The sequence below is a fragment of the Kordia algicida OT-1 genome (assembly GCF_000154725.1).
In the GTDB taxonomy this organism is placed as follows: Bacteria; Bacteroidota; Bacteroidia; order Flavobacteriales; family Flavobacteriaceae; genus Kordia; species Kordia algicida.
In genome coordinates, this window is record NZ_DS544873.1 from 4199805 (window position 1) to 4224805 (window position 25001).

The window sequence follows — 25001 nt, forward strand, 5'->3', positions numbered from 1 at the left end:
GAAGATGCTTAAAAAAATTTTTTTAGCCGTAGGTTCACTTCTGTTGGCTTTTGTTATTGTTACAGTGATTCCAATTACTTCTTTTGTAAAAGATGAAACCGCAAGTGACACAATTATCCTTGTCGGATCAATCTTAATTGCGCTGACTATTTACAAGCTTGTAAGCTCAAAATTTATCAAATAAAGATTTTTTTCAGGATTGCTACAATTCATTTTGTGGCGTGTCATTATTAACTTCAATCCAATAGTTGTCAGGGTCTTGAAAGTATACTTGTTTGATGCCATCTTTTCGGATATAGTCTTTTTTTGGAGTATTTCGCCAATCAGAATATGGAAGTTTTAATTCTTCTAGAAAGTTTACAAATGCATTAAAATTTGGAGTTGCGAGTGCAAAATGAACTGCTTTGTTGGTTTTTATTTCTGCATCTGGACGCGGAATGAGATGCAATTGTTTGCCATTGCCAATCGCCAACCATCTTGTTGTAGAATTAGATGCAGTATTTTCAATTTCTTTAAACTGAAATATTTTTTGATAGAAGACGACAGATTTGTCAACATCTTTTACAGAAAGCGCGATATGGTTGAATGAAAACGTGTGCATTTATAAAGGTTTGATCGGTTTTAATATCAAATATCTTAATTTTAATAGTTATATTAATAAAATCAACATGATTTTTTTTTGACTAGTTCAAGATGTAAACTTTTATTATTTTAGAGTTTATTGCAAAACCTAAAACCTGTCACATCAAGCGTAGTCGAGACACAAAACCTAACGCAACTCTGTTTCTATAAAGTTTTTACAAAAATCTTTTAGTTGCGCTCTTGCTTTTCGAAAAGCATTAAAAACCTGTTCTTCTGAGCCAATTACTTTTGAAGGATCAAAGAAGTTTTGATGAATGCGTTTGGCGTTTTTACTTGGAATATACGGGCAGTTTTCATATGCGTGATCGCAAACGGTGATGATAAAGTCAAAATCAATGTCTAGATATTCTGAAACATTGTTTGAAGTATTTTTTGAAATATCTACGTTGTCTAGTTTCATAATGGCAACCGCTTTCGGGTTTACGCCATGTGTTTCAATTCCTGCACTATAAATGCTAGCTTTTTTTTGTGCAAAATGTTCCAGATATCCATGTGCCATTTGACTGCGACATGAGTTACCTGTACAAAGTACGAGTACATTTTTCATAATTTTATGGTAGGTTTTATATGTAACTAAATCATGTCAGCATCAAAGAAAATGTACTTTGTCGATTTGGGAAATTCTTAGACAGCAAACAGTTTAGTTAATTGCAAATGTAAGAAGAAGAATGTATACGCTATTTATCTTTTAAGCAAAAAGATGTGATTTTAACATATGCAAGATTGAAATTACAGTCCTAACTTTTACTTTGACAGTTTACCTGAACTTTTACAAAAAAGTCATTGATTTTTCGTCGATATTGATTCCATAAATCTACATCAATGGCATAAAATGTATTTTTCCCTTGATGTTTCTGTTTGAGTAAGTTGATTCTTTTAATTTCAGAAAGATGTTGTGAAACCGTTGGTTGCGCCAAACCTGTTGCTTTGACCAATTCGTTGCAATTACAATATTCGTTTTTACTAATATATTGTAAGATGGAAATTCTTGCAGGATGTCCAAGTACTTTAGTGATTAAAGCTGTTTCGTTTTGGTAATCGTCAAAGATGTGATTTTTTGTAATACCCATAAAATAAGATTATAACGTAATATTACAATAAAGATAAAAAAAGCTGGAAATATTTTCCAGCTTTTTCAATATTTTTATTTTCCAAACAAGCGTTGGAAGAAGCTTTTCGTTTTCTTAGTCGTTTCTTCAATAACTTCACTTGCTTCTTCGGCAAATTCAGATGCTTTTTCTTTTACATCTTCATATACTTCTTTTGCTTCCTCAGAGAATTCAGCCGCCTTTTCTTTGGCAACTTCTTTATATTCTTCAAATTTTTCTTTGGCTTCATCTGCAAACTCAGCCGCTTTTTCTTTGGCATCTCCGAATGCTTCTTTGGCTTCTTCGGCGAAGTCGGCAGCTTTTTCTTGTGCAGCTTCGGCAAATTCAGCAGCTTTCTCTTTTGCTTCGTCTGCAAACTCAGATGCTTTTTCTTTGGCATCTCCAAATGCTTCTTTCGCTTCTTCAGCGAAATCGGCAGCCTTTTCTTGAGCAGCTTCGGCAAATTCGGTAGCTTTTTCTTTGGCAGTACCAAAGGTATCTTTTACTTCATCTTTGATTTCTTCTGCTTTACTTTCTGTATTAGCTTTCGCTTCATTTTCTACTTCGGGAGCATTTTTTTCAGCGTCATCTATTATTTTTTTCTTTAAATCGTCATTTTGTTCACTCATAATACTCTGTTTAGTTGGACACTTAAATGTATAGCTTTTTTTCGAATTTTGTTATTTTCCTTAAAAAGCAAATATTGTTGTATTAAAATTAGTGATGAATGATGATTGTTTGTTACATAATTCATTATCAAATTATTAAATTCACACAAGAAAATTATTTAAAAGCATCGTCTTTAGGTTCCCAAAGTTCAATTTTATTACCTTCAGGATCTACAATCCAACCAAATTTTCCGTATTCGTATTCTTCAATTTCACCGACAACCGTGACACCTTCTTCTTTTAAAACGGCTAACAATTCGACTAAATTTTCTACTCTAAAATTCATCATAAATTGTTTTTCGCTTGGCTGAAAATACTTGGTGTCGTTTGGAAATGTGCTCCATTGCGTAGAACAGTCGTTTCCGTCTTTATCTTTCCACCAAAAAGTGCAACCATAATCATCTACAGGCAAACCTAAATGTTTTCCGTACCAATTTTTTAGTCCTTTTGGGTCTTCAGTTTTAAAGAAGAATCCGCCCAAACCTGTAACTCTATTTTTCATCTGTTCGTTATTTAATTATTTTTTATTCTTTTTTTTGTAGAATTAAAGCTGAAAGTAATGAGATAATAACGCCAATCACAAGCACTGTCATTGACATTACCAAAAATACAATACCAGGACTTCCGTACGCTTCACTTTGTTTTAATAAAGCTAGTTTTTCTAGTTTTATTTCTTCTGGCGTAAGATTGGTTTTTGCATCAATAATACCGTTTTGATAGGTTAAGTATTGTTCGGTAAAATCTGGATTAATTTTGGTAATATAAATTGCATCTACAATTCCAAAACCTATCGCTGTACATATCGAAATTAATGCGCCGACAATAAAGGCAGTTTTAAAATCAATTGTTCCGTTAAGTTCATTGTTTTTATGATGTCTGATGCCAAAATAAACAAAACTTAACGCCATAAAAATAGAAAGAAAACCAAGAATTTCTTGAGTCGGGAAACTTAATCCTTGTCCGAAATAAAGCATACTAAAAAAGACGATCAACGCCGTTAGAAAGCCATATATTCCGTATTTGAAGATTGTGTTTTTCATAGTAGTATGATTTTATGTTGATGCTTCAAAAGTAGCATAGACCTTGAAAATAGTACTCATACGAAAGTACCAATTCAGTCATACTAAGGTAGTAATTTTGAGAAATTCAGTGTATTTGAAATTATTTTAACCATCTTTTGATATCGCTAGCTTCACTCCAAGTACCACAAAAAGTGTTTTTACTGAGGGAAGTACATTTTTAATTAGGTAAAATTTGCAACTGTTTTGCTTTTTGAATGGCTTGTGTACGTCGCTTTACATCAAGTTTGGTGTACACATTAGAAACATGTGTTTTTATCGTACTTTCTGAGACAGATAGGAGCGAAGCAATTTCTTTATTGGAATGTCCTTCGGCAAGAAGGCATAATACTTCGTATTCACGTTTGCTCAATCCTAAAGTTTCAATTTGTGCATAATTGATTATTGGTGCGCTTGCTTCTATTGAGGAAAATTTTGAATCATCTTCCGTGCGTTTTCCTTTTTTATTGATATAGATTCCGATGAATAAAAAAACAATGGCAACAATGACGATGACCAATTCTATGATGGATTCGCCTCGTATAATCGAGAATTTACTCAGTTGGAATAGTACGAGTATTGAAATGATTAAGATAGAGAAAATGAAAATAGTTTTTTTCATTCTAGTGAAAGTGAGCTTTGAATTTATCTACAATTGTCTGTGCAAGTTTTTCTTTGCTTTCTTTGGTCCAGCCTGCAACATGTGGTGAAAGCAATACATTTTCTGCATGAATTAAATAGTTGAATGCTTCTGGCATTTGATCGTCATTAAATAGATTTTCAAACGAACTTTTTTCGTATTCTAATACGTCCAATCCTGCGCCTAAAATTTTTCCTGATCGCAATGCTGTTACCAAATCTTCTGTCACAACACTTTTTCCGCGTGCTGTATTGATAAACCAGAAGTTATGTCGAAATGCTTCTATAAATTGTGTATTTACCATATTTAGCGTAAGCGGAGTTTGCGGTGTGTGTAAGCTCAGTATTGTTGCACGTTTTTGCAATTCGTTAAGTGAAACTTGGGTAGCATTTTCGTCACCAATAGCATCTTTTAAGTCATAAAAAATGACTTCGACATCAAATCCACGTAATTTTTTGGCAAAGGCTTTCCCCATGTTTCCATATCCAATAATTCCAACAGTTTGTCCGTCGAGTTCTACACCACGATTGGCTTCGCGTAACCATTTGCCTTCACGCACTTCACGATCGGCTTTGTTAAGTTTGTTGAATAATGACAAAATCATTCCCAATGCATGTTCACCAACAGCGTTTCGATTGCCTTCTGGGGCAGAAATCAATTTGATTCCTTTTGTTTCAGCAAATTCACAATCTATATTTTCCAAACCTGCACCGACGCGTCCAATGAATTTTAAATTGGTCGCTTTGGCTAGAAATTTTGCATCAATTTTAAACCTACTACGAATGATAAAACCGTCATACTCGTGAATTTTTGCTTCAATTTCAGCTTTAGAAGATGTGTAATCTTCATGATTGGTATGTCCTAATGCTGCTAGTTGCGACATGAGCAACGGATGATTTCTGTCAAGATGTAATATGTTCACAGGAGTTAGATTTTAGGATATTCGCTTTGTGTTTTTTCATGTACAACATTGCCTGTGTGTGCCGTAGATAGTTTTTCAAAAAGTAAAAGATGTACTTCTTCATCATCTTTGGTTGCAGGGCAATGTTCTACACCTTTGGGCACAACAATCAATTCGCCTTCGTTAACTGTCACAGTTTTGTCACGAAATTTCATGTATAGGGTTCCTTTGATGACTTGAAATAATTCGTCTTCGTCATCATGTTTGTGCCAAACGAATTCGCCTTGAATTTTTGCCAAGATGACTTGCATATCGTCAACCGTAGCAATTTGGTGTGGATGCCATTGTCCGTTGACTTTTTGAAATTTTTCTCTGATGTTGATTGCGTTCATGCGACTAAATTACAAGATTTTAGAATGTTTTCATCATAATATTAAATACAAAATCTTCTTTTCCGATGCTGAAACTGTACGAATCATATTTATGAAAATCATGTTTGCGATAAAAACCAATAGCACGTTCATTGGTATGTAACACAGATAACCAAAGTTGTGCGACTTGTAATGTTTGCACTTCTTTAAAAAGTGCGTCTTGTAGTTTTGTGCCAATTTTATGTGCTAAATAATCTTTGAGAACGTATATTTTTTGCAATTGAGCCGCTTCATGAAAGGAACTATTTGGTACTGGTGATCGTTTTTTGAGTTTGGCATATCCTACAGGAAGTTCATCCGCGTAAGCGATCCAAAATACATTTTCTTCTTTTTTGAGCGAAGACGTAATTTTTTCTAAGGAAAAGGTTTTTTCTAGATAAGCACGCAAGTCACTTTTGTCACGAAATAGATTGCCAAAGGTTTCGGAAAATGTAATTTTTGCTAATAGTGATATAAATTTTGCATCTGCGACAACCGCTTTTCTAATTGTATGATTTTCCATTGCTTTTTGAACCTTTGTGTCAAATAGTTATAAAGACGCAATTGTAACGCTTGTTAATAGTGAATTAGTATAGAGCGTAGCTCTTTTTATATACCAATAATCAGTTTTGCAATGAGGAAATAAATTAAAATTCCAAAAATATCATTGCTTGTCGTAATAAATGGTCCTGTAGCAATTGCTGGATCAATTCCGCGTTTGTCCAAGAATAATGGAATAAAAGTCCCTATAATTCCTGCAACAATAATTACTACAACTAACGACGCAGAAATTGCCAATGCAGCTATTGGATCGTTTTTCCAAATTGCCACCACTATAAATAGAATGATTGCCAATGCAATGCCGTTGAGCATTGCCAATAGCATTTCTTTCCATAAACGATTGTTAATACTTCCTTTAATGTCGTCATTTGCCAAACCTTGCACAATAATAGCGCTCGATTGTACACCAACATTTCCAGCCATCGCGGCAATTAATGGAGTAAAGAAGAAAAGAATTGAATAACTTTCCAACATTTTATCGAAACCTTCCATGATGGCAGCAGCGCCAATTCCACCAAGTAATCCTAAAAATAGCCAAGGTAAACGTGCGCGTGTGAGTTGCCAAATACTATCATCGGCTTCGACATCTTGTGTAATACCTGCGGCAAGTTGGTAATCTTTTTCGGCTTCTTCTCGAATGACATCTACAATATCATCAATAGTAATACGACCAACCAAACGCTTCATTTCGTCTACTACAGGAATGGCTTCCAAATCGTATTTAGACATGACTTTGGCAACATCTTCTGCTTTGTCGCCTACATTTACATAGTCTACTTTCGGAATGTAAACATCACTAATATTGGTTCTAGTAGAAGTTGTCAGTAAGTCTTTTAATGAAAGTCTTCCCTTTAAAATATCGTCATCATCCACTACATAAATTGAATGTACACGCGTTACTTCTTCCGCTTGTTTGCGCATTTCTTTCACACAAGTAAGCACATTCCAGTTTTCGTTGACTTTTACGAGTTCTTTCGCCATCAATCCACCAGCAGAATCTTCATCATACCGAAGTAATTCTACAATTTCTTTGGCGTGTTCTTTGTCTTCTAATTCTGAAATTACTTCTTGCTTTCGTTCTTCAGGAAGTTCAGAAATAATATCGGCAGCATCATCTGTATCGAGTTCGTCAATTTCTTCTGCAATTTCTTTGGCAGAAAGATTTTCAAGAATTTTTTCACGAATATCATCATCAACTTCCGTAAGAATGTCGGACGTTTTTTCACTGTCTAGCAGTTTGATGATGTAGGTTGCTTCATCAAGATTGAGTTCGTCAATAATTTCTGCAAGATCCGCATAGTGAAGTTCTTCTAGCAATTCTAGAAGTACAGTATCTTTTTTTTCTTCAATGAGCTGTTCTACTTGCGCAATGAGTTCTTCGCTGAGTTTAAATGGAATCATTTGCTATCTTGATGGTTAAATCTACAAATCCTTGAACGCTTACTTGTTCAGGACGTAGCCCAAAGATAGTATCTTCTTTTAAATTATCGGAAAGATTGAATGTTTTTAAACTGTTACGTAGTGTTTTTCTTCGTTGTTGAAATGCAGTTTTTACGACTCTAAAGAATAATTTTTCTTCACAAGGAAGTGTGTAGTTTTCTTTTCGGATGAGTCGCATCACGCCAGAATCTACTTTTGGTGGCGGCTTGAAAACATTTGGTGGCACGGTAAATAAGTATTCTGCATCGTAAAAAGCTTGCGTGAGTACAGAAAGAATTCCGTAAGTTTTGTTTCCGTGTGGTGCGCAAATACGTTGTGCGACTTCTTTTTGAAACATGCCGCTGAATTCTGGAATTTGATCGCGCATTTCTAAGGTTTTGAATACGATTTGCGTAGAAATGTTGTACGGAAAGTTTCCAATAATGGCAAAAGGTTCGTCTTTGAATGTTTTTTTAAGATCGTATTTTAAGAAATCTTCTTCTAATATTTTGTTCGAAAGTTGTAAATAATGCGCTTTTAAATAGGCAACCGATTCTGTGTCAATTTCACAAACATACGTAGTTACAGGTTTTTCGAGCAAATATTTAGTCAAAACGCCCATTCCAGGACCAATTTCTAATACATTTTTATAGTGATTCAGCGTAAGCGTATCTGCAATGCGTTGCGCTACTTCTTCATCTTTGAGAAAATGCTGTCCTAAATGTTTTTTTGCTCTTACCTTGTCTGACATGTTGCTTTTTAAGTTTAGTTAGCAGCTTTTATTTGATTGATGATGAATGCTTCAATTTCGTTACGATCTTTTTTAGAAAACCAAGATAATTCAATGTCAAATTGTTTTCCGTCATGTGAAATGACATACGGTTCGCTTCCACCTCTGCCTTTATGATAGGATTTTAGTTCTGAAAAATCTCTTTTAAAACGATTCGTTCTTAAGGTTGTATCGTTGATGGAAATTTGTGGTTTTCCTCTGAGTAAAATTACCAAGATTGAAAGAAAGGCAATGATTCCAACAATTGCGTTAATTGTATATTCAATTACAACCAAGTCTTTACGCAGTTTGATGCTTAATTCAGTAGCTATTTTGTGTGAAACTTGTGTAGCAATGTAAAAGCCAACGCCAATAACCACAATGATTAATACAGCTTTTAATAAATACGCAACTTGCGAATAATATCTTTTTTCCATCGCTATGCTTTAAAGTCTTCTATGATTCGTAATTCAGTACGGAAACCTAACATTTTGTCTGCAAATTTTTTCATGCCTTCTTCACGTAATCTTGGCGCGTCTTCTTCGTAATATGCTTCTAAATCTGCTTTCGATTTTGCGGTGTATTGTACGGCATAAGTTGTTCCGCCCATTTCTTCTTCTACTAAAACTTCTACCAATCGCGCCGCCGTAAATTTTCCCGTTGCTAGTACGTCTGGAATGTGCGATCTGATCCACGTTTTGAATTCTTCGTGAATGCTTTCGTCAATGTTTATGGTTACGTTGTAAATGTACATCTCTCTCTTTTGATAATATAGTGCAAAATTACGGTTTTAAGCTGAATTACACCTTATCGAGAAAGGGTTTAATCTTTTAATTTACCGAATCACCACGCAACTTTCTGTACGCTTTTTGCGCTTCTACATAGTGAATGCTGTCTTGATGATTGAAAATGATTTCTTCAAAGAAGTCTTTTGCTTTTTCAGGATCGTCAAATTGATGGAGATAGAGTTGTGCCATGGCAAAATACGCGTCATCCACCAATATATCATCTTTAAAAAACTCAATGATTTTTTTATAATTTAAGCGTGCTTTGTCATATTCGCCACGTTTTTCGTAGAGTTTGGCTTGCATGAGTAAGGCTTCGTCTTCAATTTTTTCTCCTTTGTGATTTTGCAGAATATCTTCTAACGTAGCAATGGCTTCCGTTTCTTTTTTCTGATATTTTAATAAATCTGCTTTTGCATATTTTTTCAACGCTGTTTGTGTGGAATCTTCTAAAGAATTATCAGAAATAATTAGTTTGAGTTGTAACGCATCATTCGCAATTAATTGAGATACAGACGATTTTAATACTTTGAGTTGCGTTTCTGCCCATTCAAAATCACCTTTGTAATAGCTTGTGCGCGCTACACGAAAACGTGCTTCTTGTCCTGTAATGTCGTTTTTTAAAGCTTTTTGTACTTGCGAAAAGTAGATTAATGCCTGATTGAATTGCTCTTGATACACCAAAATATCACCCAAAGCAAGTTTGACAGCAGCTTGTTGACGTAGGGTTAGTTTTTGTTGTAAGGTTTCTTTTAGATAGGCAATTCCGGCTTTAGGATCATTTTTTTGAAATGCTAAGAAGTTTGCGTAATCACGTTGTAGTAATACCGTTCGGTAATTCCGTTGATAGTTTGTGAATAGTTCATCAAAACGTTCTTGTATTGCATCATAATTACCATCTGTTACGGCTTCAATGTCAATTTGAATCAAGTTTTGAGACGCACGAATTTTTGTGGAATCTTGTGTAGATTTGTCAATAATATAGGTCAAGATTTCGCGTGCAATTTCCATTTCACCATCTTCAATACTTAAACTTGCAAGTTCAAAAATACGCTGCAACGAATAATCGCCTTGCATGTAAATTGCTTTTTCTTGAATGAACGCTCTTTTGTATTGTTTTTGCTGAATGAATAACCAACTTAATAGTTCATTCCACAACAAATTTGGTTCTTCCTGATTGCGCTTCAAGAGTAATTTTCGGAATAAGGTATTGTTTTCGTCATTTGGATCGTTACGTAAAAACTGACTGATGATTCGCTGTGCATATCCTTTTTGTTCTACACGATCTTTGATGAGGTCTAAATAGCTAGAAAACATTTTTTCAATGTCCCCTTTTTCACCATAAATACGTGCAATGTTGTTTAAGAAATTGTAGTTCGGGTTTTGAATCATCGCATCTTTGTACACTCGCAAAGCATAGTCTAACAAGGATTTTTTCTCAAATGAACGACCAACAATATAAGAAGCCGATACTTTTTGCTTTGTATATGCAACTGCTTTTTCGTAATAAATATTGGCGTTAACAGTATCTTTTTTTAATTCATAATTAAAGCCAGTTTCTACTAATAACAACGGATTTAGTCTTGGTTTTTGAATGGCTTCTAAGAGTAATTTTTCAGCAGTTTCAAAATCTTCCAATTGTTGATGACTGCTTATTATACCAATAAAATAATTGATTTTACGTGGCGATTTTTTGTAGAGTTTTTCAAAAGCAACAATTGCTTTTTTGTATTCTCCTTTCTCGTAATATTGCTGCGCTAATGCATCACTTTGCGCAATTGTTTGTGAATACATTGCCAAACTGAAAATGATGAAAAGTAGATAACGCATATAAAAGCTTTTGTTCAAAGATAACATATTTTTTAGAGGATGATCGTGCTTTCAGCACTTTTAGATGTTAGATCGCTCCGCTTTTAGATCGCTATAGCTGTTAGAAGTAAGATCGCTTTGCTTTTAGATCGCACTTCGTGCTTTTAGACTTCTTACTCGGATGTTTTGCTTTGCCTTTTTTAAAGATCTCTCACTTTTATGGGAAATTGAATCGAGTTCAGTTTGACGTAGTTTTCTATAAAACATCCTGAATCTAGATTCTTGATTTACATACTAGATCGCTATCGCTGTTAGAAGTAAGATCGCTTTGCTTTTAGATCGCACTTCGTGCTTTTAGACTTCTTACTCGGATGTTTTTTTGCTTCGCCTTTTTAAAAATCTCTCACTCTTATGGGAAACTGAATCGAGTTCAGTTTGATGTAGTTTTCTATAAAACATCCTGAATCCTGACTCTAGATTCTTGATTCATATACTAGATCGCTTTGCTTTTGGATCGCGCTTTTGCGCTGTTAGAAGTAAGATCGCTTTGCTTTTAGATCGCACTTCGTGCTTTTAGACTTCTTACTCGGATGTTTTGCTTTGCCTTTTTTAAAGATCTCTCACTCTTATGGGAAACTGAATCGAGTTCAGTTTGACGTAGTTTTCTATAAAACATCCTGAATCCTGACTCTAGATTCTTGATTCATATACTAGATCGCTTTGCTTTTGGATCGCGCTTTTGCGCTGTTAGAAGTAAGATCGCTTTGCTTTTAGATCGCACTTCGTGCTTTTAGACTTCTTACTCGGATGTTTTTTTGCTTCACCTTTTTTAAAAATCTCTCACTCTTATGGGAAACTGAATCGAGTTCAGTTTGACGTAGTTTTCTATAAAAACATCCTGAATCCTGACTCTAGATTCTTGATTTAGATACTAGATCGCTATCGCTGTTAGAAGTAAGGTCGCTTTGCTTTTAGATCGCACTTCGTGCTTTTAGACTTCTTACTCGGATGTTTTTTTGCTTCACCTTTTTTAAAAATCTCACACTCTTATGGGAAATTGAATCGAGTTCAGTTTGACGTAGTTTTCTATAAAACATCCTGAATCCTGACTCTAGATTCTTGATTTAGATACTAGATCGGCTTCATTTTGGCAAGCTCAATGTTCACACTTGTGGAAACGCATTATACTATAAAGTCAAAATGCCCGAACAATTGCTCAGGCATTTCTATCAGCTATAAATTCCATAGATTAAAACTATTTAAAACTAGGTTTGGGTGTATAGCATTTCTGTTAAGTTCTTATATGGTACGTACTAGCTATTAATCTATGGATTACGTAACACATAATTTTGTATTAAATTGGGATGACAAACGTAATTAAATTATCGCCAAAAAGCAAAAAACATCGATAAAATACATTATCGATGTTTTAATTTAGTTCTTATGTATAATTTTTAACTTACGATATGATATCGAAACCTGTGTATTTTTGCAATACTTCAGGAATTTCAATTCCGTTTTCGGTTTGATAGTTTTCTAAAATTCCAGCTAAGACTCTTGGTAAAGCCAACGCACTTCCGTTTAACGTATGTGCCAATTGTTTTTTGCCATCTTTGTCTTTGATTCTGAGTTTTAAACGATTCGCTTGAAATGTTTCAAAGTTAGAAACCGAACTGATTTCTAACCAGCGATCTTGCGCAGTAGAAAATACTTCAAAGTCATAGGTTAATGCCGCCGTAAATCCTAAATCGCCACCGCACAAACGTAAAATTCGGTAAGGAAGCTTTAATTCTTCCAAAATTTCTTTGACGTGATTTACCATTCCATCCAATGCTTTATACGAATCTTCTGGACGTTCAATACGAACAATTTCTACTTTATCAAATTGGTGCAAACGATTCAATCCGCGAACATGCGCACCATAACTTCCTGCTTCACGACGAAAACATGGTGTGTAACCTGTACAGCAAATCGGTAAATCGTCAGCTTTTAGCAAATCGCCACGAAACATATTTGTCACAGGAACTTCCGCTGTAGGAATTAAATACAAATCATCTGCCGTTACATGATACATTTGTCCTTCCTTATCTGGCAACTGTCCTGTTCCATAACCAGAAGCTTCATTGACCAAATGTGGCACTTGATATTCTGTGTATCCTGCATCTGTGTTTTTATCTAAGAAATACTGAATCAATGCACGTTGCAAACGCGCACCTTTTCCTTTATATACAGGAAATCCTGCACCTGTGATTTTATTTCCTAGTTCAAAATCGATGATATCGTACTTTTTTGCCAATTCCCAGTGTGGTTGTGCGTTTTCATGCAATGTAGGAATGTCACCTTTGCGAAAAACTTCTTCGTTATCGTCTTCACTATTTCCCGCAGGAACCAATTCGTTTGGTACATTTGGAATGGTGTATAAAAGTTCAGCAACCGAAGTTTCTTTCTCTTTTAAGTCTGCTTTTAAACTTTCTGCTTGCGATTTTAACTGCGTACTTTTTTCGCGTAAAATTTCTGCTTTTTGACGTTCTCCACTTTTAAACAACTGTCCAATTTCTTTGGATAATTTATTAGAGGAAGCTAATGTGTTGTCTAACTCAACTTGCAAACTTCTACGCGCTTCGTCAAGCGAAACTACTTCGTTTACAACTTCAGTGGCATCAAAATTTCGTTTCTTCAAAGCCTCAATAATTTCAGCTTTATTCTCTCTAATAAATTGTAATTGTAACATTTTGTTATGTTTATGGCGTTTCCTTCGTACACTTTCGCATTTCGACTGCGCTCAATGTGACAGTGTACTTCGGTCAGGCTTTCGGCAGTCGCTCTCTACGAGGAGCTTCAACAAATGCCTTAATCCTTAACGCATTAATTAATTGAAGGCACAAAAATAATCAAATTAACAGAATTGACGTACTTTTTTTAGCTTGCTTGAAAAGGAATTTGAAAATCAATTCTTTTTGGTAGTATCGTTGGTGTCATATTTACTTTTAAAAGGCAATAACCAATGATGATGTGAGAAATGTGACCATTCTTCATCAGCCAAATTCACCGTAGGATCAAAGAGTTTTTGGTACGGATGATTGTTGACACGTACACGACCTTCAGCGTAAATTTCGACATCAGTGCCTTTTTTGGCATAGTCTTTCTTTAAAAACTGTACAAATTGCCATAACATGTCTGGTTTTGTAGCAACTCTGCTGGCTTGTTTTGCTGTTACATAATTGGCAGGTTTTACATACGTAATATCGCCTGTTTTTTTATCTACAACTTTCAATTGAATGTAACCTGTTTTGGAGCGCAACATCATACGCCAACTTAAGCGATGTCCTTCCTCTGTCCAAAGCACATCATCTTCAAAAGTCCAATGACGTAAAGGTAAGAGAATTTGCGAAATGAAATAAATTGTAAATATAGGAATGGCAATTTTTCGAAATGGTGGCAAAATGACTTCGTTTCCTGTATACAAAGGTTTGTTTTTTAGAAATAGATTTCGAATGGTTTTTGGTTCGAAAAAGAAAAGACAAAGAGCCAAGGACATATACGGGAAAATTCCGATGTGTAATACAAACGAGTTGAACAAGTGAAACACGATAGAACACACAAAGAAAAATACGCGTGTACGTTTCCATAACAATCCAGGAACTACGAGCAAATCAAAACCAATTCCGACATAGGTTAACATCGTGTGAATCCATTTTTGTTGTAGAAATTTACCAATGATTGGCAATTCTTTTCGTCCAGCCATTAAATTTGTTGTTACTTCTCCCGAAAGCCAATCAGGATACATTTTGGCAACCGAAGCATACGTATACACAATGAATAATTGTAAAATAAAAATTACCAAAACCCAATTGGGCATGTGAATCTTTTTTAGTTTCGGATTTTGTTTTGCATCTACCGAAAGGTAATGATGTGCAGGAACAATCCACATAAAAATGCACAACAAAACCAATAAATAATAATGGTTGTTGTATGATGTTTTTTGCATCAAATAGGCACACGTCCAAAGAATGGTAAAAATTCCCATACTCCAGCGATATTTATACCCAATCATGACTAGAAAACCACAAATTCCCATCAGCATAAAATAAAAATACATGCCAACTCCTGGAAGTGGTTGCAACCATTCAAAACCTATAAATGTAAATGTAAAATCAGGATCAATAAATGTGCGTTTTACCCAACCTGTGAGAATAGCGCCAAATCCTTCCAAACAAATAAGCAAACCAAAAAACACTCGAAAAACCACGAGCGAAGTATTGTCTACTTGTTTGAAAAGAAGTTTATTCAGCATGATAGTTCTGTATTAGTTGTAAAGAGGTTTGTTTGTCTTTCTGCAATTGAGCTTGCAGTTGCGTTACAGAATCAAATTTTTGCTCATCGCGCAAACGTTCAATGAGTCGCACTTGAATCTTTTCATTATAAATATCACGATCAAAATCAAAAAAATGAACTTCAATTGTCTGTTTTTTTCCTGCTACGGTAGGGTTTGTGCCAATATTCATCATTCCAAAAACAGTTTTTTCATCTATCATACTTTTAACAAAATACACACCTTGTTTTGGAATCAGTTTGTAATCTTCTTTGATATGAATGTTTGCCGTTGGAAAATTGATCGTATTTCCCAAGCCTTTTCCAGAAATTACAGTTCCTGTCAGCATAAATTCATAACCAAGATACGCGTTTGCTGTTGCAATATCTCCTTCGTTTAATGCTTTTCTGATTTTGGTTGAACTGATCGTAACGTCATCAATTTCTTTGGCTTGAATTTCTTCTACTTTAAAGTCAAAAGCTTCTCCAAATTCACGTAAATCGTCAATATTTGCCGTTCTGTTTCTACCAAAACGATGATCGTAACCAATGATGATTTTTTTTAAATTTAGATGAGCTATTAAAAAATCGCGCACAAAATCGCTTGCTTTTAAGCGTGAAAACTTTCTGTTAAATGGGTAAATAATGAGCGTATTGAGTCCGGTAGCTTCTAGTAGTTGAATACGTTCATCAATTGTGTTAATCAATTTTATATTGGCATCTTGTTGCAAGACCATTCGCGGATGCGGGAAAAAAGTAAGTAACATAGTGTCTAGACCTTCTGATTTTGCAATGAGATTTTCTATAATTTTTTTATGTCCCACATGAACACCATCAAAAGTACCAATGGTTATTGCAGATGGATTTTTTGCTTTGTATGCTTCAAAAAAATCTATGGTATTCACTATGCGTCTTTTTTACAAAACTATTTAATTCTTTTACAAAAAGTAAATAATCTGATTTTAATCTTTGTTTTTTTAAAAAAGATACTCACGGAAGAAAATAAATGCTTCGTCGCTCGATTTGCTTTATTAATCGAAAAAACAGTCGAAATTTATGTAAATATGTAAAATGCGCTAATTTTGGAAATCAAAAAAGAAACCCCTAAATCTTAAAAACCTATGAAGCATATTACTCGCTTCGGTTTACTTGTGTGTATACTTTTACTCTCAAACTTCGCATTTTCGCAAAGCAACGACTGGAAGAAGCAAGAAACCGCTACAAGTGCTGAAACTGTATCAAAGTTTAACCTTTCTGCACAAAAAGTTCATTTTTTTGAACTCAATTTCGAAAATTTTAAACAACAACTTGTCAATGTTCCTTTAAGAGGAATAGGAATGAATTCTAGTACAATTGTAAAAGTACCTGGAATTAATGGAACTATAGAATCTTTTAGATTGTATGAAGCGTCAGTTTTTGCGCCAGAACTTGCGGCCAATTTTCCAAATATCAAATCATACGTTGGTTATAGTCAAGATAACTACGGAGCGCAATTGCGTATGAGTGTTTCTCATAAAGGTGTGCAAACTATGATTTCTTATGCAAATCAACCTACCGTCTTTATGCATCCTTCTAGTAGTAATGCAGAAAATTATGTGCTCTATACTAGAGATGCAAGAACAAGTTCTGTGAATAATTTTAAATGTTCAACGATTGATGAAGTTCAAGATAGATTTACAAACATAGATTTTTCACCAGAAGATGCAGACGATCAAAGATTACGAAGATTTCGTATCGCAATTTCTGTTACGGGTGAGTATACTCAGTATCATGGAGGAACTGTTGCAGATGCCATGGCAGCGATCAACGCAACAATGCTTCGTGTAAATGCAATTTTTGAAGTAGATATGGCAGTTACCTTTGAAGTGATTGCAAATAATGATGATCTTATTTACACCAATGCAAACACAGATCCGTATTCTGATGCAAATGTAGGAACTGCTTCGTCAAATAGTAACAATACCAATGGTTGGGGAGTTCAAGTACAGAATGTTTTGACAAATACTGCTACTGTTGGAAATGCAGCTTATGACATTGGACACTTATTCGGAGCTACTGGCGGCGGTGGAAATGCAGGTTGTATTGGTTGTGTTTGTAGAGACGATACCGCAAATAATACAGATAAAAATAAAGGAAGCGCATATACTTCTCCAGCAGATGGAATTCCAGAAGGAGACACGTTTGATGTAGATTATGTAGCACACGAAATTGGTCACCAAATGGGCGCTAACCATACTTGGGCTTTTAGTACTGAAGGAACAGGTGTAAATGCAGAGCCAGGAAGTGGATCTACAGTAATGGGTTATGCAGGAATTACAGGTGCAAATAACGTACAGCAAAACAGTGATCCATATTTTCACTATCACAGTATCAAACAAGTATTGGATAACTTAGAAGTGCGTACGTGTTGGAATGCGAATAACTCACCAGTGTTGGCAAATAATCCACCAAACACAAATGCGGGAAGCGATTTTACCATTCCACAAGGAACGGCATATGTGCTAAGAGGAAGCGCTACAGATGCTGATGGCGGAGACGCATTGACCTATTGCTGGGAACAAACAGATAGCGGACAGGTAACAAATACGTCATTTGGACCAACAGTAACAAATGGTTCTATGAACAGATCGTTGCCACCAACAAATTCACCAAATAGATATATTCCTAAGTTGAGTAGAGTAGCTTCTGGGAATTTAACACAAACAAATCCAACAATAAATTCTGCTTGGGAAACTGTTGCCACAGTAAACAGAACCATGAATTGGGCATTAACGGTGCGTGATAGAGAGCCAACTGCGACTGGACTTGGAGGACAATCTAGCTTTGATTTAACTTCTATCCAAGTAACTACTGCCGCAGGACCTTTTACGGTAAGTTCACAAACTTCTAACGTAAGTTGGGAAATGGGAACAAGTCAAACAATTACGTGGAATGTTGCAAATACTGATGTTGCGCCAGTAAATTCGTCAAACGTCAATATTTTATTATCTACAGATGGCGGACAAACATTTCCAACAACATTAGCTTCAAATGTAGCAAATGATGGTTCGCATACGATTACTGTTCCTGTAACAACGCCAACTTCACAAGCGAGAATTATTGTAGAAGGAGCTGGACACATTTTTTATGCGATGAACTCTAGCAATTTCACTTTAGTAGAACCAGATTTTGCATTGGTTTTTACCGATAATGACGAAACAGCATGTCAGCCAGCAGATGCAGTGTATACTTTTGAGTACAATACTTTTAACGGATTTAGTGGTACAACAACATTTTCAACAGTAAACCTTCCAGCAGGAGCTAATGCTACATTCAACCCTACAAGCGCTTCCGCAGATGGAACTATGGTAACATTGACAATTTCTAATACGGCAGGTACTACAGCAGGAAATTACACGTTTTCGGCACGAGGAACATCTGGAGCCACTTCAAGATCGGCAGATGTATTATTGAGCGTTTTGCCAGGAAGTTTATCGCCTGTAACGTTAGTTTCTCCAAGTGATGCGGCAACCAATGTGCCAACCAATACAAGTTTAACTTGGTCGGAAGAAACATTGGCAGATAATTATCAGGTACAAATTGCAACCGATGCAGGATTCTCTAATATTGTAGAATCGGCAACAGTGACTACAGAAAGTTATATGCCTTCGTCATTGAGCCAATCAACAACCTATTACTGGAGAGTCGGTATTGCGAATGATTGTGTATCTACTGTATATTCTAGTGTATATTCTTTTACGACACAAAGTTGTAGTGTATGTGCTTCGGTAGCCAATACGCAATTTGAAACAAGTACGACATTGGTAATGTTTGAAAGTATTAATAGAACTTCAGGAAAACCTTCAGGTTACAGTGATTATACAGCGACAGATATTGCAAATGTTACTAAAGAAGCTTCGTATCCAATTACCGTAAATGCGAATACGGATGGAAATTATAGAACACAGACGAAAGTTTGGATTGATTGGAATCAGAACTGTAGTTTTGACGATCCTGGAGAAGAATATGACTTAGGAGAAGCGGATAATGTAGCCAATGGAGCTACAGCAAATTCAGGAATGATGATTGTGGTGCCAAGTACAGCATTGACAGGAAGTACAACAATGCGAGTTTCAACAAAATATACCTCAAGAAATACAATTGTATTCCCAACTTCTTGTGAGAATGGTGCGGATGCGGAAGTGGAAGATTATCGAGTGAATGTTCAGAATACACTATCAACTGTAGAAGATGAACTGGAAAACTTCGCCATTTGGCCAAATCCAACAAGAGGGAAATTTACAGTAAACTTTACATCAACTTCTTCTGAAGATATAACGATTGATATTTTTGATGTTCGTGGACGTGCAATTTTTTCAAAGAAATACAATAATTCATCCAATTTTAGACAAGAGTTGAATATAACTTCTGCACAAGCAGGATTGTATATGGTACGTGTAAATGATGGAGAAAAAGTGAGTATTAAAAAACTAATTGTACAATAGTAGATTTGGTATAATACCTAACTAAACTAAATACTATAAAAAGAGTGGCAAACGTGCCACTCTTTTTTATTTTCCATTAAAATTATTCATTGTGTTTGAAACGCCAGCCGTTCCAAAGGATTTGATGAGTTCTACGCTTTTTTCGAGTCGCTCAGGTAGTTTTGCTTCTTCTTCTGCATTCCATTCTCCTAATACATAATTGACTTGTCTTCCTTTGCCAAAATCGGCACTGATTCCAAAACGAAATCGTGGATATTTTGTCGTGTTTAATAATGCTTGAATACTTTTTAATCCGTTGTGTCCGCCGTCGCTTCCTTTGGTTTTTACACGAATTGTTCCGAATTCAAGATTTAAATCGTCTGTAATAATTAGGATATTTTCAACAGGAATTTTCTCTTTCGTCATCCAATAACGCACAGCTTTTCCGCTGAGGTTCATATATGTGCTAGGTTTCAAGAAGATAAATGTTCTTCCTTTGAATTTGTACGTACAAAGATCGCCTAGCTTATCTGTTTTAAACGTAAGTTCTTCTTTCTTGGCAAAAAAGTCTACTATTTTAAACCCGATATTGTGTCGCGTATTTTCGTATTCACTTCCAATATTTCCTAAACCTACAATGAGAAATTTTTTCATAGGATCTGTTTCTTCTATTTTTTGTGATGATTCTAGTTGAGTTGGACTAAATATTTTTTTTAAAAACTGAAACATGTTTTTATAAATTTATGTAAAAGTAAAGTGTATTATCACTTATGACAAACTTAAACTATCAAAATTAGTTCAACATACAGCTTTCAATACATCCTACGGATTTTTGAAAGTTGAGTTTCACTAAAATAAAAAAGCATTCCATATCGGAATGCTTTTTATAGATTGTAAGATCAACTATTTTTAAGCTTCTCCTTCTTTTTCTGCTTTGGCAGCATCTTGAGCAGCTTTCATTGCAGCACGTGAAATTCTTACTTGACATACTACAGTGTTATCAGCATGTAACAATTTGTAGTTTTCATTTTGTAAAGCTGTCACATATAATTTATTTCCAATTTTTAATTCAGAAATATCAGCTTCAATAAAATCAGGTAAGTTAGCTGGAATAGCTTTTACTCTTAATTTACGCTTGTTTAAACGTAAAACACCACCATTCATTACACCTGGAGATTTTCCAACAACTTTTACAGGAATATCCATAGTTACTTCTTTGTCGTCAAATAAACGGTAGAAGTCTATGTGTAAAATTTTGTCAGTTACAGGGTGAAATTGAATATCCTGTAAAATCGCATTGTGTGTAGAGCCGTCTTCTAATGCAATCACAACTGTGTGCGCATTTGGAGTATACACTAATTTAGAAAATGATAATTCTTCTGCTGAAAAGTGTAATGGATTGTCTCCTCCGTATAATACGCAAGGAACCTTTCCAGCATTACGTAAGGCTTTCGTTGCTACTTTACCTACGCTTTCTCTTTGAGATCCGTTGATTGTAATTGATTTCATTTTTTGTGTTTATATTAATAATTAATTACATTAAAAACTTTGAGCTTATAGAAGTATTGTTTTGTACTCTTTGCATTACATCTGCGAATAAATTGGCACAGCTTACTACTTTTATTTTGCTCGATTCTTTGCGTAATGGAATAGAATCGGTTACGATTAACTCCTCTAATTTTGAGTTTTCTATTCGTTCATACGCTTGTCCTGATAAAATTGGGTGTGTACAAATTGCTCGTACAGATAATGCACCTTTTTCCATCATTACTTCTGCAGCTTTTGTTAATGTTCCGGCAGTGTCTACCATATCATCTACTAATACCACATTTTTTCCAGTTACATCACCAATCAATTCCATATGAGAAATCACATTGGCTTTTTTACGTTGTTTGTAACAGATAACAACGTCGCTTTCTAAAAATTTAGAATACGCATATGCTCTTTTTGATCCTCCCATATCTGGAGAAGCTACTGTGAGTTTATCTAAGTTCAGATTTCTTAAGTATGGTAAAAACACGGTAGAAGCAAATAAATGATCTACGGGTTTTTCAAAGAAACCTTGAATTTGGTCTGCATGTAAATCCATAGTAATGATGCGTGTTGCTCCAGCTACTTCAAGCATTTTTGCTATCAGTTTTGCACCAATTGGAACTCTTGGTTTGTCTTTACGGTCTTGTCTTGCCCAACCGAAGTAGGGAAGAACGGCAGTAATATGACGTGCAGAGGCTCTTTTTGCGGCATCAAGCATTAAAAGCATTTGCATTAAATGATCTGAGTTTGGAAACGTAGATCCTATGATAAATACTCTTGCTCCACGAACTGACTCTTCGAATGAAGGTTGAAATTCGCCATCACTATAGGTTGAGAACGTTACTTTTCCTAATTCTGCTCCATACTCTTTTGCAATCTTTCTTGCGAGTTCATCACTTTGCGTACACGCAAAAATCTTTGGTACTGGGACAGTGTAGGCCATTTTAAAATTCTGTTTAGTAGTTAGTTAATTGTTGTGTTGTGTCAAATGAGGTGCAAATTTAGAAATTTATTACAACTCTAAAAGCTTTTATTTCTTTTTTTAGGGGAGAATTAAAAATATTTTCTAAATTTGCACTCCTTTTGAAACAAAAGAAGCTCGAGTGGCGGAATTGGTAGACGCGCTGGATTCAAAATCCAGTTCTTTCGGGAGTGTGGGTTCGATTCCCACCTCGAGTACTTCAAACAAAAACCTAACAGCAATGTTGGGTTTTTTTATAAAGATGAGCAAAGACACATTAAAGGAAGTGATAGTTTAATGTGTATTATTATGTGCGAACCTGGCGATGGAAACGTTTCCATTTATGATAACAATCCAGATTTGCCAGAAATGTTACAAGAAGAAGTAGGATGCTTTTGTGTCTAATTTTTTAGTTTCTAGCTTTCGTTTTAGCGGATAGATGTTTTAAAAACCGTGTAACGATCTCTCAAATCATTCATGTCAGTTTCTAATAAAAATGATTTTTTGCCTGTCTGCATTACAATTTCTGCATATTCTTCCAAGGTTTTTGTATGCTTTTGAGAAGTATCAAACTCTAAAATAACGGTTAGCGCTTCCATCAATCTAATAATAATGTAAGGACTTGTTTTCCCGTATTGGCGAATCAAATTAAAAGCAGCTTCCAAAAAACCTTCAAAAGAATCATTAACCACAATAACGCGCGTCATATCGTCATCGTCTTTCATGGCGCTATCAGGCATGTCAATACGAACCAATTTACACAAAACGGAAGTCAAATTGTCAATACAAATCACTGCTGTATACGGATTGTTTACACCTGGCGAAAGTGCTTTGGAAGCAATCTCCACAATTTGATGAATCCCAAACTCTACATCTTGAAAAAAGGTTTTTTTCGTAGCAATTTTAAATGATTCTTTCAGTGAAAAATCATCATCAAGTTGTGTGTTTTCTGAGTTAGATTGCTGGAAAATATCAAAAACTGCCTGTTCTTTCACGACATATTTTCCTGGTTTTAGTAATACCTTAATTATAACTTCATGTTCACGAGCTTTCTTTACTAACAAATCCAAATCAAAATACTGAACATATCCGCTAGAAGTTACTTTAATTTGCTTAATTCTTGTCAAATTTGAAGTATAATCTTTTTCTTCTGTTGCTAAAATCACATCTTTTTCCACTTGTTGTGGATACATGGTTTCTATATTTCCTTCAATGCGAATTCGCAGTTCATTAATAATTTTGCTTGGTTGAATGCTCATGCTAATACTGTGAATAAAAATCACTAGCAAAAACACATTAAAAATCGCCAGAAGCAACGCAAAAAGAATCGACAAATTCGGAATAAAAGCGTAACTATCGTTATCTCGCGTGGCATTAATCACAATAATGCAATACAAAAACACACCAACATATTGTCCCAACACAACTTGATTGAGGCGTTTATACATAAAATTTTGCAACAATCGTGGACCAAACTGTGAAGACGCAAGTTGTAGTACTACAATAGTAATTGAAAAAACGGTTCCTGCAATTCCCACCATCGAACCAGCAATAACCGTCAATACATTTCTGCCAGATTCTGAGTTTTCAGAAAAAATAATCTTAAAAATCCCTTCAGGTGTAAACGGATACGTTTTGTCCATATATAAAAGGAAAATCGCCATCAAAATGCTCATAAAAATAATAAGCGTAGGCACAAACCAGAAGCTGTCACGTACTTTTCTAAATAAATATTCTAGATTGAGCATGTAGATTGTTTTTTTTAATCTCTTACAAGATATTACTAAAAATGTGTTTTATTAAATGAATTGAAAAATAAACCAAGATTTATCACGAATTATAAATTTATTTTAAAATAAAAACTCAAACCCTAAAGAAAAGAAGTCTAAAATTGTAAAAGGTGTCAAGAAAACTATCGCGAATCCTAAGGCGCAAAAAATTAAAGATGAACGAAGAATTTTTCATTGTACAGCACCTACAGTAAGCGGATGTTGGTAAAAAATGAATTCGATGTAAAAAACCGAAAACTATTCAAACAATTTATGTTGAACTCGAATGTATTAAAATATTGTTAATCATAAACAAATTAAATCTATTGAGCACTTATTACGCCAACTATTTCCCTAACTTCGTATCATGCTAAAAAATCACAAGCACATTGAAGAACTATTGGTTGAAGCAACGCAGGAAGCATTGTATGAAAAACTCATTGCGCAACTCAACAAAGATTTTTTAATGGCAAATATTGAAGAATCGTTTTCGGAAGGAATTTCACCAGAACAGCTCAAAAAAGAATTACATGCAATCATCTATCAACTTATTCAAGAAAAATTTGCCGAATATCTCAATCTGCTTTACATCATGGATGTTTCTGAAGCAAAAATAAAAGCGCTAGATGGTTCAGACGTTGTAGAACTCTCTGCGCAAGTTGCATTCCTAATCTTAAAACGCGAATGGCAAAAAGTATGGTTTAAAAATAAACTCTAAAAAACGGAACGAGCGCATCTGCATAAATACTCTTATCATCATCATGCAGTACATTATAACGCACGCCAACAGTAATATTATTCGTTGTATAACCCACACCAAAAAATACGGCAGGTTGCCAATAATTATCATCTTCAAAAATGGGATCTTCAAAATTTCGGCTCACATGCAAATACTCAAACTCGCTTGAAAGCTGAATCTCAGGCAACGGATTAAATAATCCAATAAAACTTCCACCAACAATGGTTGACTTAAAAAAATCGTCATCATTAAAATAAGTGTAGTTCAGTGAAACTCCTGCAGCAAACTGAGAATTAAAATCGTAAATAGCACTTGGTGCAACAGTGGCACTAAAAACACCATTGGCAAAACCTAAGCCCAATCCACCACCAAAACGGACATTTCGCCAAAAATCACTTCCTTGTGAAGTTGGCATAGTATTCTGAGAAAATGCTGAAAATGAAATTAAACACAAAAAAATTGTCAAAATCTCAAT

The 25001-nt window shown here is 34.9% G+C and carries 26 protein-coding genes and 1 tRNA gene; 4 read left to right on the top strand and 23 right to left on the bottom strand.

Features of this window, described 5'->3' with window-relative positions:
- Nucleotides 1-4: 4 nt before the first annotated feature.
- Nucleotides 5-184, top strand: a complete 180-nt coding sequence (locus tag KAOT1_RS23065; protein ID WP_157560173.1) for a hypothetical protein — start codon at nt 5-7, stop codon at nt 182-184.
- 18 nt (nt 185-202) lie between these two features.
- On the opposite strand, the gene KAOT1_RS17940 is transcribed toward KAOT1_RS23065, so the two are convergent.
- The 18 genes from KAOT1_RS17940 to KAOT1_RS18025 all read right to left on the bottom strand — a co-directional run bounded on the left by KAOT1_RS17940 (nt 203) and on the right by KAOT1_RS18025 (nt 15966).
- On the bottom strand, nt 203-601 hold the full coding sequence (locus tag KAOT1_RS17940) for a VOC family protein (RefSeq protein ID WP_007096305.1): 399 nt from the start codon (nt 599-601) through the stop codon (nt 203-205).
- A gap of 168 nt (nt 602-769) precedes the next feature.
- Nucleotides 770-1189 carry an arsenate reductase ArsC gene (locus tag KAOT1_RS17945; protein ID WP_007096306.1) on the bottom strand — a complete coding sequence of 140 codons (420 nt, stop codon included), beginning with the start codon at nt 1187-1189 and terminating at the stop codon, nt 770-772.
- A gap of 190 nt (nt 1190-1379) precedes the next feature.
- Complete coding sequence (locus KAOT1_RS17950; RefSeq protein ID WP_007096307.1) at nt 1380-1712, bottom strand: ArsR/SmtB family transcription factor; 333 nt, start codon at nt 1710-1712, stop codon at nt 1380-1382.
- A gap of 74 nt (nt 1713-1786) precedes the next feature.
- Nucleotides 1787-2359, bottom strand: a complete 573-nt coding sequence (locus tag KAOT1_RS22575) for a hypothetical protein (RefSeq protein WP_007096308.1) — start codon at nt 2357-2359, stop codon at nt 1787-1789.
- 154 nt (nt 2360-2513) lie between these two features.
- Nucleotides 2514-2900 (bottom strand): VOC family protein, encoded by a 387-nt coding sequence (locus KAOT1_RS17960; RefSeq protein ID WP_007096309.1) that lies wholly within the window; start codon nt 2898-2900, stop codon nt 2514-2516.
- 22 nt (nt 2901-2922) lie between these two features.
- Complete coding sequence (locus tag KAOT1_RS17965; RefSeq protein ID WP_007096310.1) at nt 2923-3438, bottom strand: DUF4199 domain-containing protein; 516 nt, start codon at nt 3436-3438, stop codon at nt 2923-2925.
- Between the two features lie 199 nt (nt 3439-3637).
- The gene (locus KAOT1_RS23745) at nt 3638-4078 is read right to left on the bottom strand and encodes a LuxR C-terminal-related transcriptional regulator (protein ID WP_007096311.1); all 441 of its coding nucleotides are present in this window, start codon (nt 4076-4078) and stop codon (nt 3638-3640) included.
- Nucleotide 4079: 1 nt separating this feature from the next.
- The gene (locus KAOT1_RS17975; RefSeq protein WP_040559680.1) at nt 4080-5018 is read right to left on the bottom strand and encodes a 2-hydroxyacid dehydrogenase; all 939 of its coding nucleotides are present in this window, start codon (nt 5016-5018) and stop codon (nt 4080-4082) included.
- Between the two features lie 5 nt (nt 5019-5023).
- Nucleotides 5024-5389: a cupin domain-containing protein gene (locus KAOT1_RS17980; RefSeq protein ID WP_007096313.1), complete on the bottom strand. Its 366-nt coding sequence runs from the start codon at nt 5387-5389 to the stop codon at nt 5024-5026.
- A gap of 19 nt (nt 5390-5408) precedes the next feature.
- Nucleotides 5409-5930 carry a GNAT family N-acetyltransferase gene (locus KAOT1_RS17985; protein WP_007096314.1) on the bottom strand — a complete coding sequence of 174 codons (522 nt, stop codon included), beginning with the start codon at nt 5928-5930 and terminating at the stop codon, nt 5409-5411.
- An 86-nt stretch (nt 5931-6016) separates the two neighbouring features.
- Nucleotides 6017-7369 (bottom strand): magnesium transporter, encoded by a 1353-nt coding sequence (gene mgtE / locus KAOT1_RS17990; protein WP_007096315.1) that lies wholly within the window; start codon nt 7367-7369, stop codon nt 6017-6019.
- Complete coding sequence (gene rsmA, locus KAOT1_RS17995) at nt 7356-8138, bottom strand: 16S rRNA (adenine(1518)-N(6)/adenine(1519)-N(6))-dimethyltransferase RsmA (RefSeq protein WP_007096316.1); 783 nt, start codon at nt 8136-8138, stop codon at nt 7356-7358. The genes mgtE and rsmA overlap by 14 nt, the downstream gene beginning before the upstream one ends.
- Before the next feature lie 14 nt (nt 8139-8152).
- Nucleotides 8153-8593, bottom strand: coding sequence for a hypothetical protein (locus KAOT1_RS18000; RefSeq protein WP_007096317.1), 441 nt, complete (start codon nt 8591-8593; stop codon nt 8153-8155).
- Nucleotides 8594-8595: 2 nt separating this feature from the next.
- Entirely contained in the window at nt 8596-8910 is a 315-nt protein-coding gene (locus tag KAOT1_RS18005) for a DUF4286 family protein (protein WP_007096318.1), read from the bottom strand.
- A 76-nt stretch (nt 8911-8986) separates the two neighbouring features.
- Nucleotides 8987-10771 (bottom strand): tetratricopeptide repeat protein, encoded by a 1785-nt coding sequence (locus KAOT1_RS18010; RefSeq protein WP_040559682.1) that lies wholly within the window; start codon nt 10769-10771, stop codon nt 8987-8989.
- Between the two features lie 1438 nt (nt 10772-12209).
- Complete coding sequence (serS, locus tag KAOT1_RS18015; RefSeq protein ID WP_007096320.1) at nt 12210-13481, bottom strand: serine--tRNA ligase; 1272 nt, start codon at nt 13479-13481, stop codon at nt 12210-12212.
- Between the two features lie 216 nt (nt 13482-13697).
- Nucleotides 13698-15044, bottom strand: coding sequence for an HTTM domain-containing protein (locus tag KAOT1_RS18020; RefSeq protein WP_007096321.1), 1347 nt, complete (start codon nt 15042-15044; stop codon nt 13698-13700).
- Nucleotides 15034-15966, bottom strand: coding sequence for a bifunctional riboflavin kinase/FAD synthetase (locus tag KAOT1_RS18025; RefSeq protein ID WP_007096322.1), 933 nt, complete (start codon nt 15964-15966; stop codon nt 15034-15036). The genes KAOT1_RS18020 and KAOT1_RS18025 overlap by 11 nt, the downstream gene beginning before the upstream one ends.
- Nucleotides 15967-16182: 216 nt before the next feature.
- On the opposite strand from KAOT1_RS18025, the gene KAOT1_RS18030 reads away from it, so the two are divergent.
- Nucleotides 16183-19545, top strand: a complete 3363-nt coding sequence (locus KAOT1_RS18030; RefSeq protein WP_007096323.1) for a reprolysin-like metallopeptidase — start codon at nt 16183-16185, stop codon at nt 19543-19545.
- A gap of 66 nt (nt 19546-19611) precedes the next feature.
- On the opposite strand, the gene pth is transcribed toward KAOT1_RS18030, so the two are convergent.
- The 3 genes from pth to KAOT1_RS18045 form a co-directional block, all read right to left on the bottom strand.
- Nucleotides 19612-20253, bottom strand: coding sequence for an aminoacyl-tRNA hydrolase (gene pth, locus KAOT1_RS18035; protein WP_007096324.1), 642 nt, complete (start codon nt 20251-20253; stop codon nt 19612-19614).
- Nucleotides 20254-20433: 180 nt separating this feature from the next.
- Entirely contained in the window at nt 20434-21033 is a 600-nt protein-coding gene (locus tag KAOT1_RS18040; protein ID WP_007096325.1) for a 50S ribosomal protein L25/general stress protein Ctc, read from the bottom strand.
- A 25-nt stretch (nt 21034-21058) separates the two neighbouring features.
- Nucleotides 21059-22000, bottom strand: a complete 942-nt coding sequence (locus tag KAOT1_RS18045) for a ribose-phosphate pyrophosphokinase (protein ID WP_007096326.1) — start codon at nt 21998-22000, stop codon at nt 21059-21061.
- Between the two features lie 154 nt (nt 22001-22154).
- Between KAOT1_RS18045 and KAOT1_RS18050 the strand changes: the two genes are divergently transcribed.
- A tRNA-Leu gene (locus KAOT1_RS18050) sits at nt 22155-22236 on the top strand.
- Between the two features lie 210 nt (nt 22237-22446).
- Here KAOT1_RS18050 and KAOT1_RS18060 read toward each other — a convergent pair.
- On the bottom strand, nt 22447-23766 hold the full coding sequence (locus tag KAOT1_RS18060; protein ID WP_007096328.1) for a DUF2254 domain-containing protein: 1320 nt from the start codon (nt 23764-23766) through the stop codon (nt 22447-22449).
- A gap of 388 nt (nt 23767-24154) precedes the next feature.
- Between KAOT1_RS18060 and KAOT1_RS18065 the strand changes: the two genes are divergently transcribed.
- A complete protein-coding gene (locus KAOT1_RS18065; RefSeq protein ID WP_007096329.1) occupies nt 24155-24505 on the top strand; it encodes a hypothetical protein in 351 nt (116 codons plus the stop codon).
- Here KAOT1_RS18065 and KAOT1_RS18070 read toward each other — a convergent pair.
- The gene (locus tag KAOT1_RS18070) at nt 24489-24941 is read right to left on the bottom strand and encodes a hypothetical protein (protein WP_007096330.1); all 453 of its coding nucleotides are present in this window, start codon (nt 24939-24941) and stop codon (nt 24489-24491) included. The two genes, KAOT1_RS18065 and KAOT1_RS18070, sit on opposite strands and share 17 nt — an antisense overlap.
- Between the last annotated feature and the right edge of the window lie 60 nt (nt 24942-25001).

What these genes read in the sequence shown, in the direction of transcription:
- KAOT1_RS18045 (WP_007096326.1), bottom strand. Translation starts at nt 22,000, where the DNA reads ATGGCCTACACTGTCCCAGTACCAAAGATTTTTGCGTGTACGCAAAGT.
- KAOT1_RS17960 (WP_007096309.1), bottom strand. Translation starts at nt 2,900, where the DNA reads ATGAAAAATAGAGTTACAGGTTTGGGCGGATTCTTCTTTAAAACTGAA.
- KAOT1_RS18065 (WP_007096329.1), top strand. Translation starts at nt 24,155, where the DNA reads ATGCTAAAAAATCACAAGCACATTGAAGAACTATTGGTTGAAGCAACG.
- KAOT1_RS22575 (WP_007096308.1), bottom strand. Translation starts at nt 2,359, where the DNA reads ATGAGTGAACAAAATGACGATTTAAAGAAAAAAATAATAGATGACGCT.
- KAOT1_RS18020 (WP_007096321.1), bottom strand. Translation starts at nt 15,044, where the DNA reads ATGCTGAATAAACTTCTTTTCAAACAAGTAGACAATACTTCGCTCGTG.
- KAOT1_RS18060 (WP_007096328.1), bottom strand. Translation starts at nt 23,766, where the DNA reads ATGCTCAATCTAGAATATTTATTTAGAAAAGTACGTGACAGCTTCTGG.
- KAOT1_RS17940 (WP_007096305.1), bottom strand. Translation starts at nt 601, where the DNA reads ATGCACACGTTTTCATTCAACCATATCGCGCTTTCTGTAAAAGATGTT.
- serS (WP_007096320.1), bottom strand. Translation starts at nt 13,481, where the DNA reads ATGTTACAATTACAATTTATTAGAGAGAATAAAGCTGAAATTATTGAG.
- pth (WP_007096324.1), bottom strand. Translation starts at nt 20,253, where the DNA reads ATGTTTCAGTTTTTAAAAAAAATATTTAGTCCAACTCAACTAGAATCA.
- KAOT1_RS18040 (WP_007096325.1), bottom strand. Translation starts at nt 21,033, where the DNA reads ATGAAATCAATTACAATCAACGGATCTCAAAGAGAAAGCGTAGGTAAA.
- KAOT1_RS17980 (WP_007096313.1), bottom strand. Translation starts at nt 5,389, where the DNA reads ATGAACGCAATCAACATCAGAGAAAAATTTCAAAAAGTCAACGGACAA.
- KAOT1_RS17985 (WP_007096314.1), bottom strand. Translation starts at nt 5,930, where the DNA reads ATGGAAAATCATACAATTAGAAAAGCGGTTGTCGCAGATGCAAAATTT.
- KAOT1_RS18010 (WP_040559682.1), bottom strand. Translation starts at nt 10,771, where the DNA reads ATGCGTTATCTACTTTTCATCATTTTCAGTTTGGCAATGTATTCACAA.
- KAOT1_RS18070 (WP_007096330.1), bottom strand. Translation starts at nt 24,941, where the DNA reads ATGCCAACTTCACAAGGAAGTGATTTTTGGCGAAATGTCCGTTTTGGT.
- rsmA (WP_007096316.1), bottom strand. Translation starts at nt 8,138, where the DNA reads ATGTCAGACAAGGTAAGAGCAAAAAAACATTTAGGACAGCATTTTCTC.
- KAOT1_RS17950 (WP_007096307.1), bottom strand. Translation starts at nt 1,712, where the DNA reads ATGGGTATTACAAAAAATCACATCTTTGACGATTACCAAAACGAAACA.
- KAOT1_RS23065 (WP_157560173.1), top strand. Translation starts at nt 5, where the DNA reads ATGCTTAAAAAAATTTTTTTAGCCGTAGGTTCACTTCTGTTGGCTTTT.
- KAOT1_RS23745 (WP_007096311.1), bottom strand. Translation starts at nt 4,078, where the DNA reads ATGAAAAAAACTATTTTCATTTTCTCTATCTTAATCATTTCAATACTC.
- KAOT1_RS18005 (WP_007096318.1), bottom strand. Translation starts at nt 8,910, where the DNA reads ATGTACATTTACAACGTAACCATAAACATTGACGAAAGCATTCACGAA.
- KAOT1_RS17945 (WP_007096306.1), bottom strand. Translation starts at nt 1,189, where the DNA reads ATGAAAAATGTACTCGTACTTTGTACAGGTAACTCATGTCGCAGTCAA.
- KAOT1_RS18000 (WP_007096317.1), bottom strand. Translation starts at nt 8,593, where the DNA reads ATGGAAAAAAGATATTATTCGCAAGTTGCGTATTTATTAAAAGCTGTA.
- KAOT1_RS18030 (WP_007096323.1), top strand. Translation starts at nt 16,183, where the DNA reads ATGAAGCATATTACTCGCTTCGGTTTACTTGTGTGTATACTTTTACTC.
- KAOT1_RS17965 (WP_007096310.1), bottom strand. Translation starts at nt 3,438, where the DNA reads ATGAAAAACACAATCTTCAAATACGGAATATATGGCTTTCTAACGGCG.
- mgtE (WP_007096315.1), bottom strand. Translation starts at nt 7,369, where the DNA reads ATGATTCCATTTAAACTCAGCGAAGAACTCATTGCGCAAGTAGAACAG.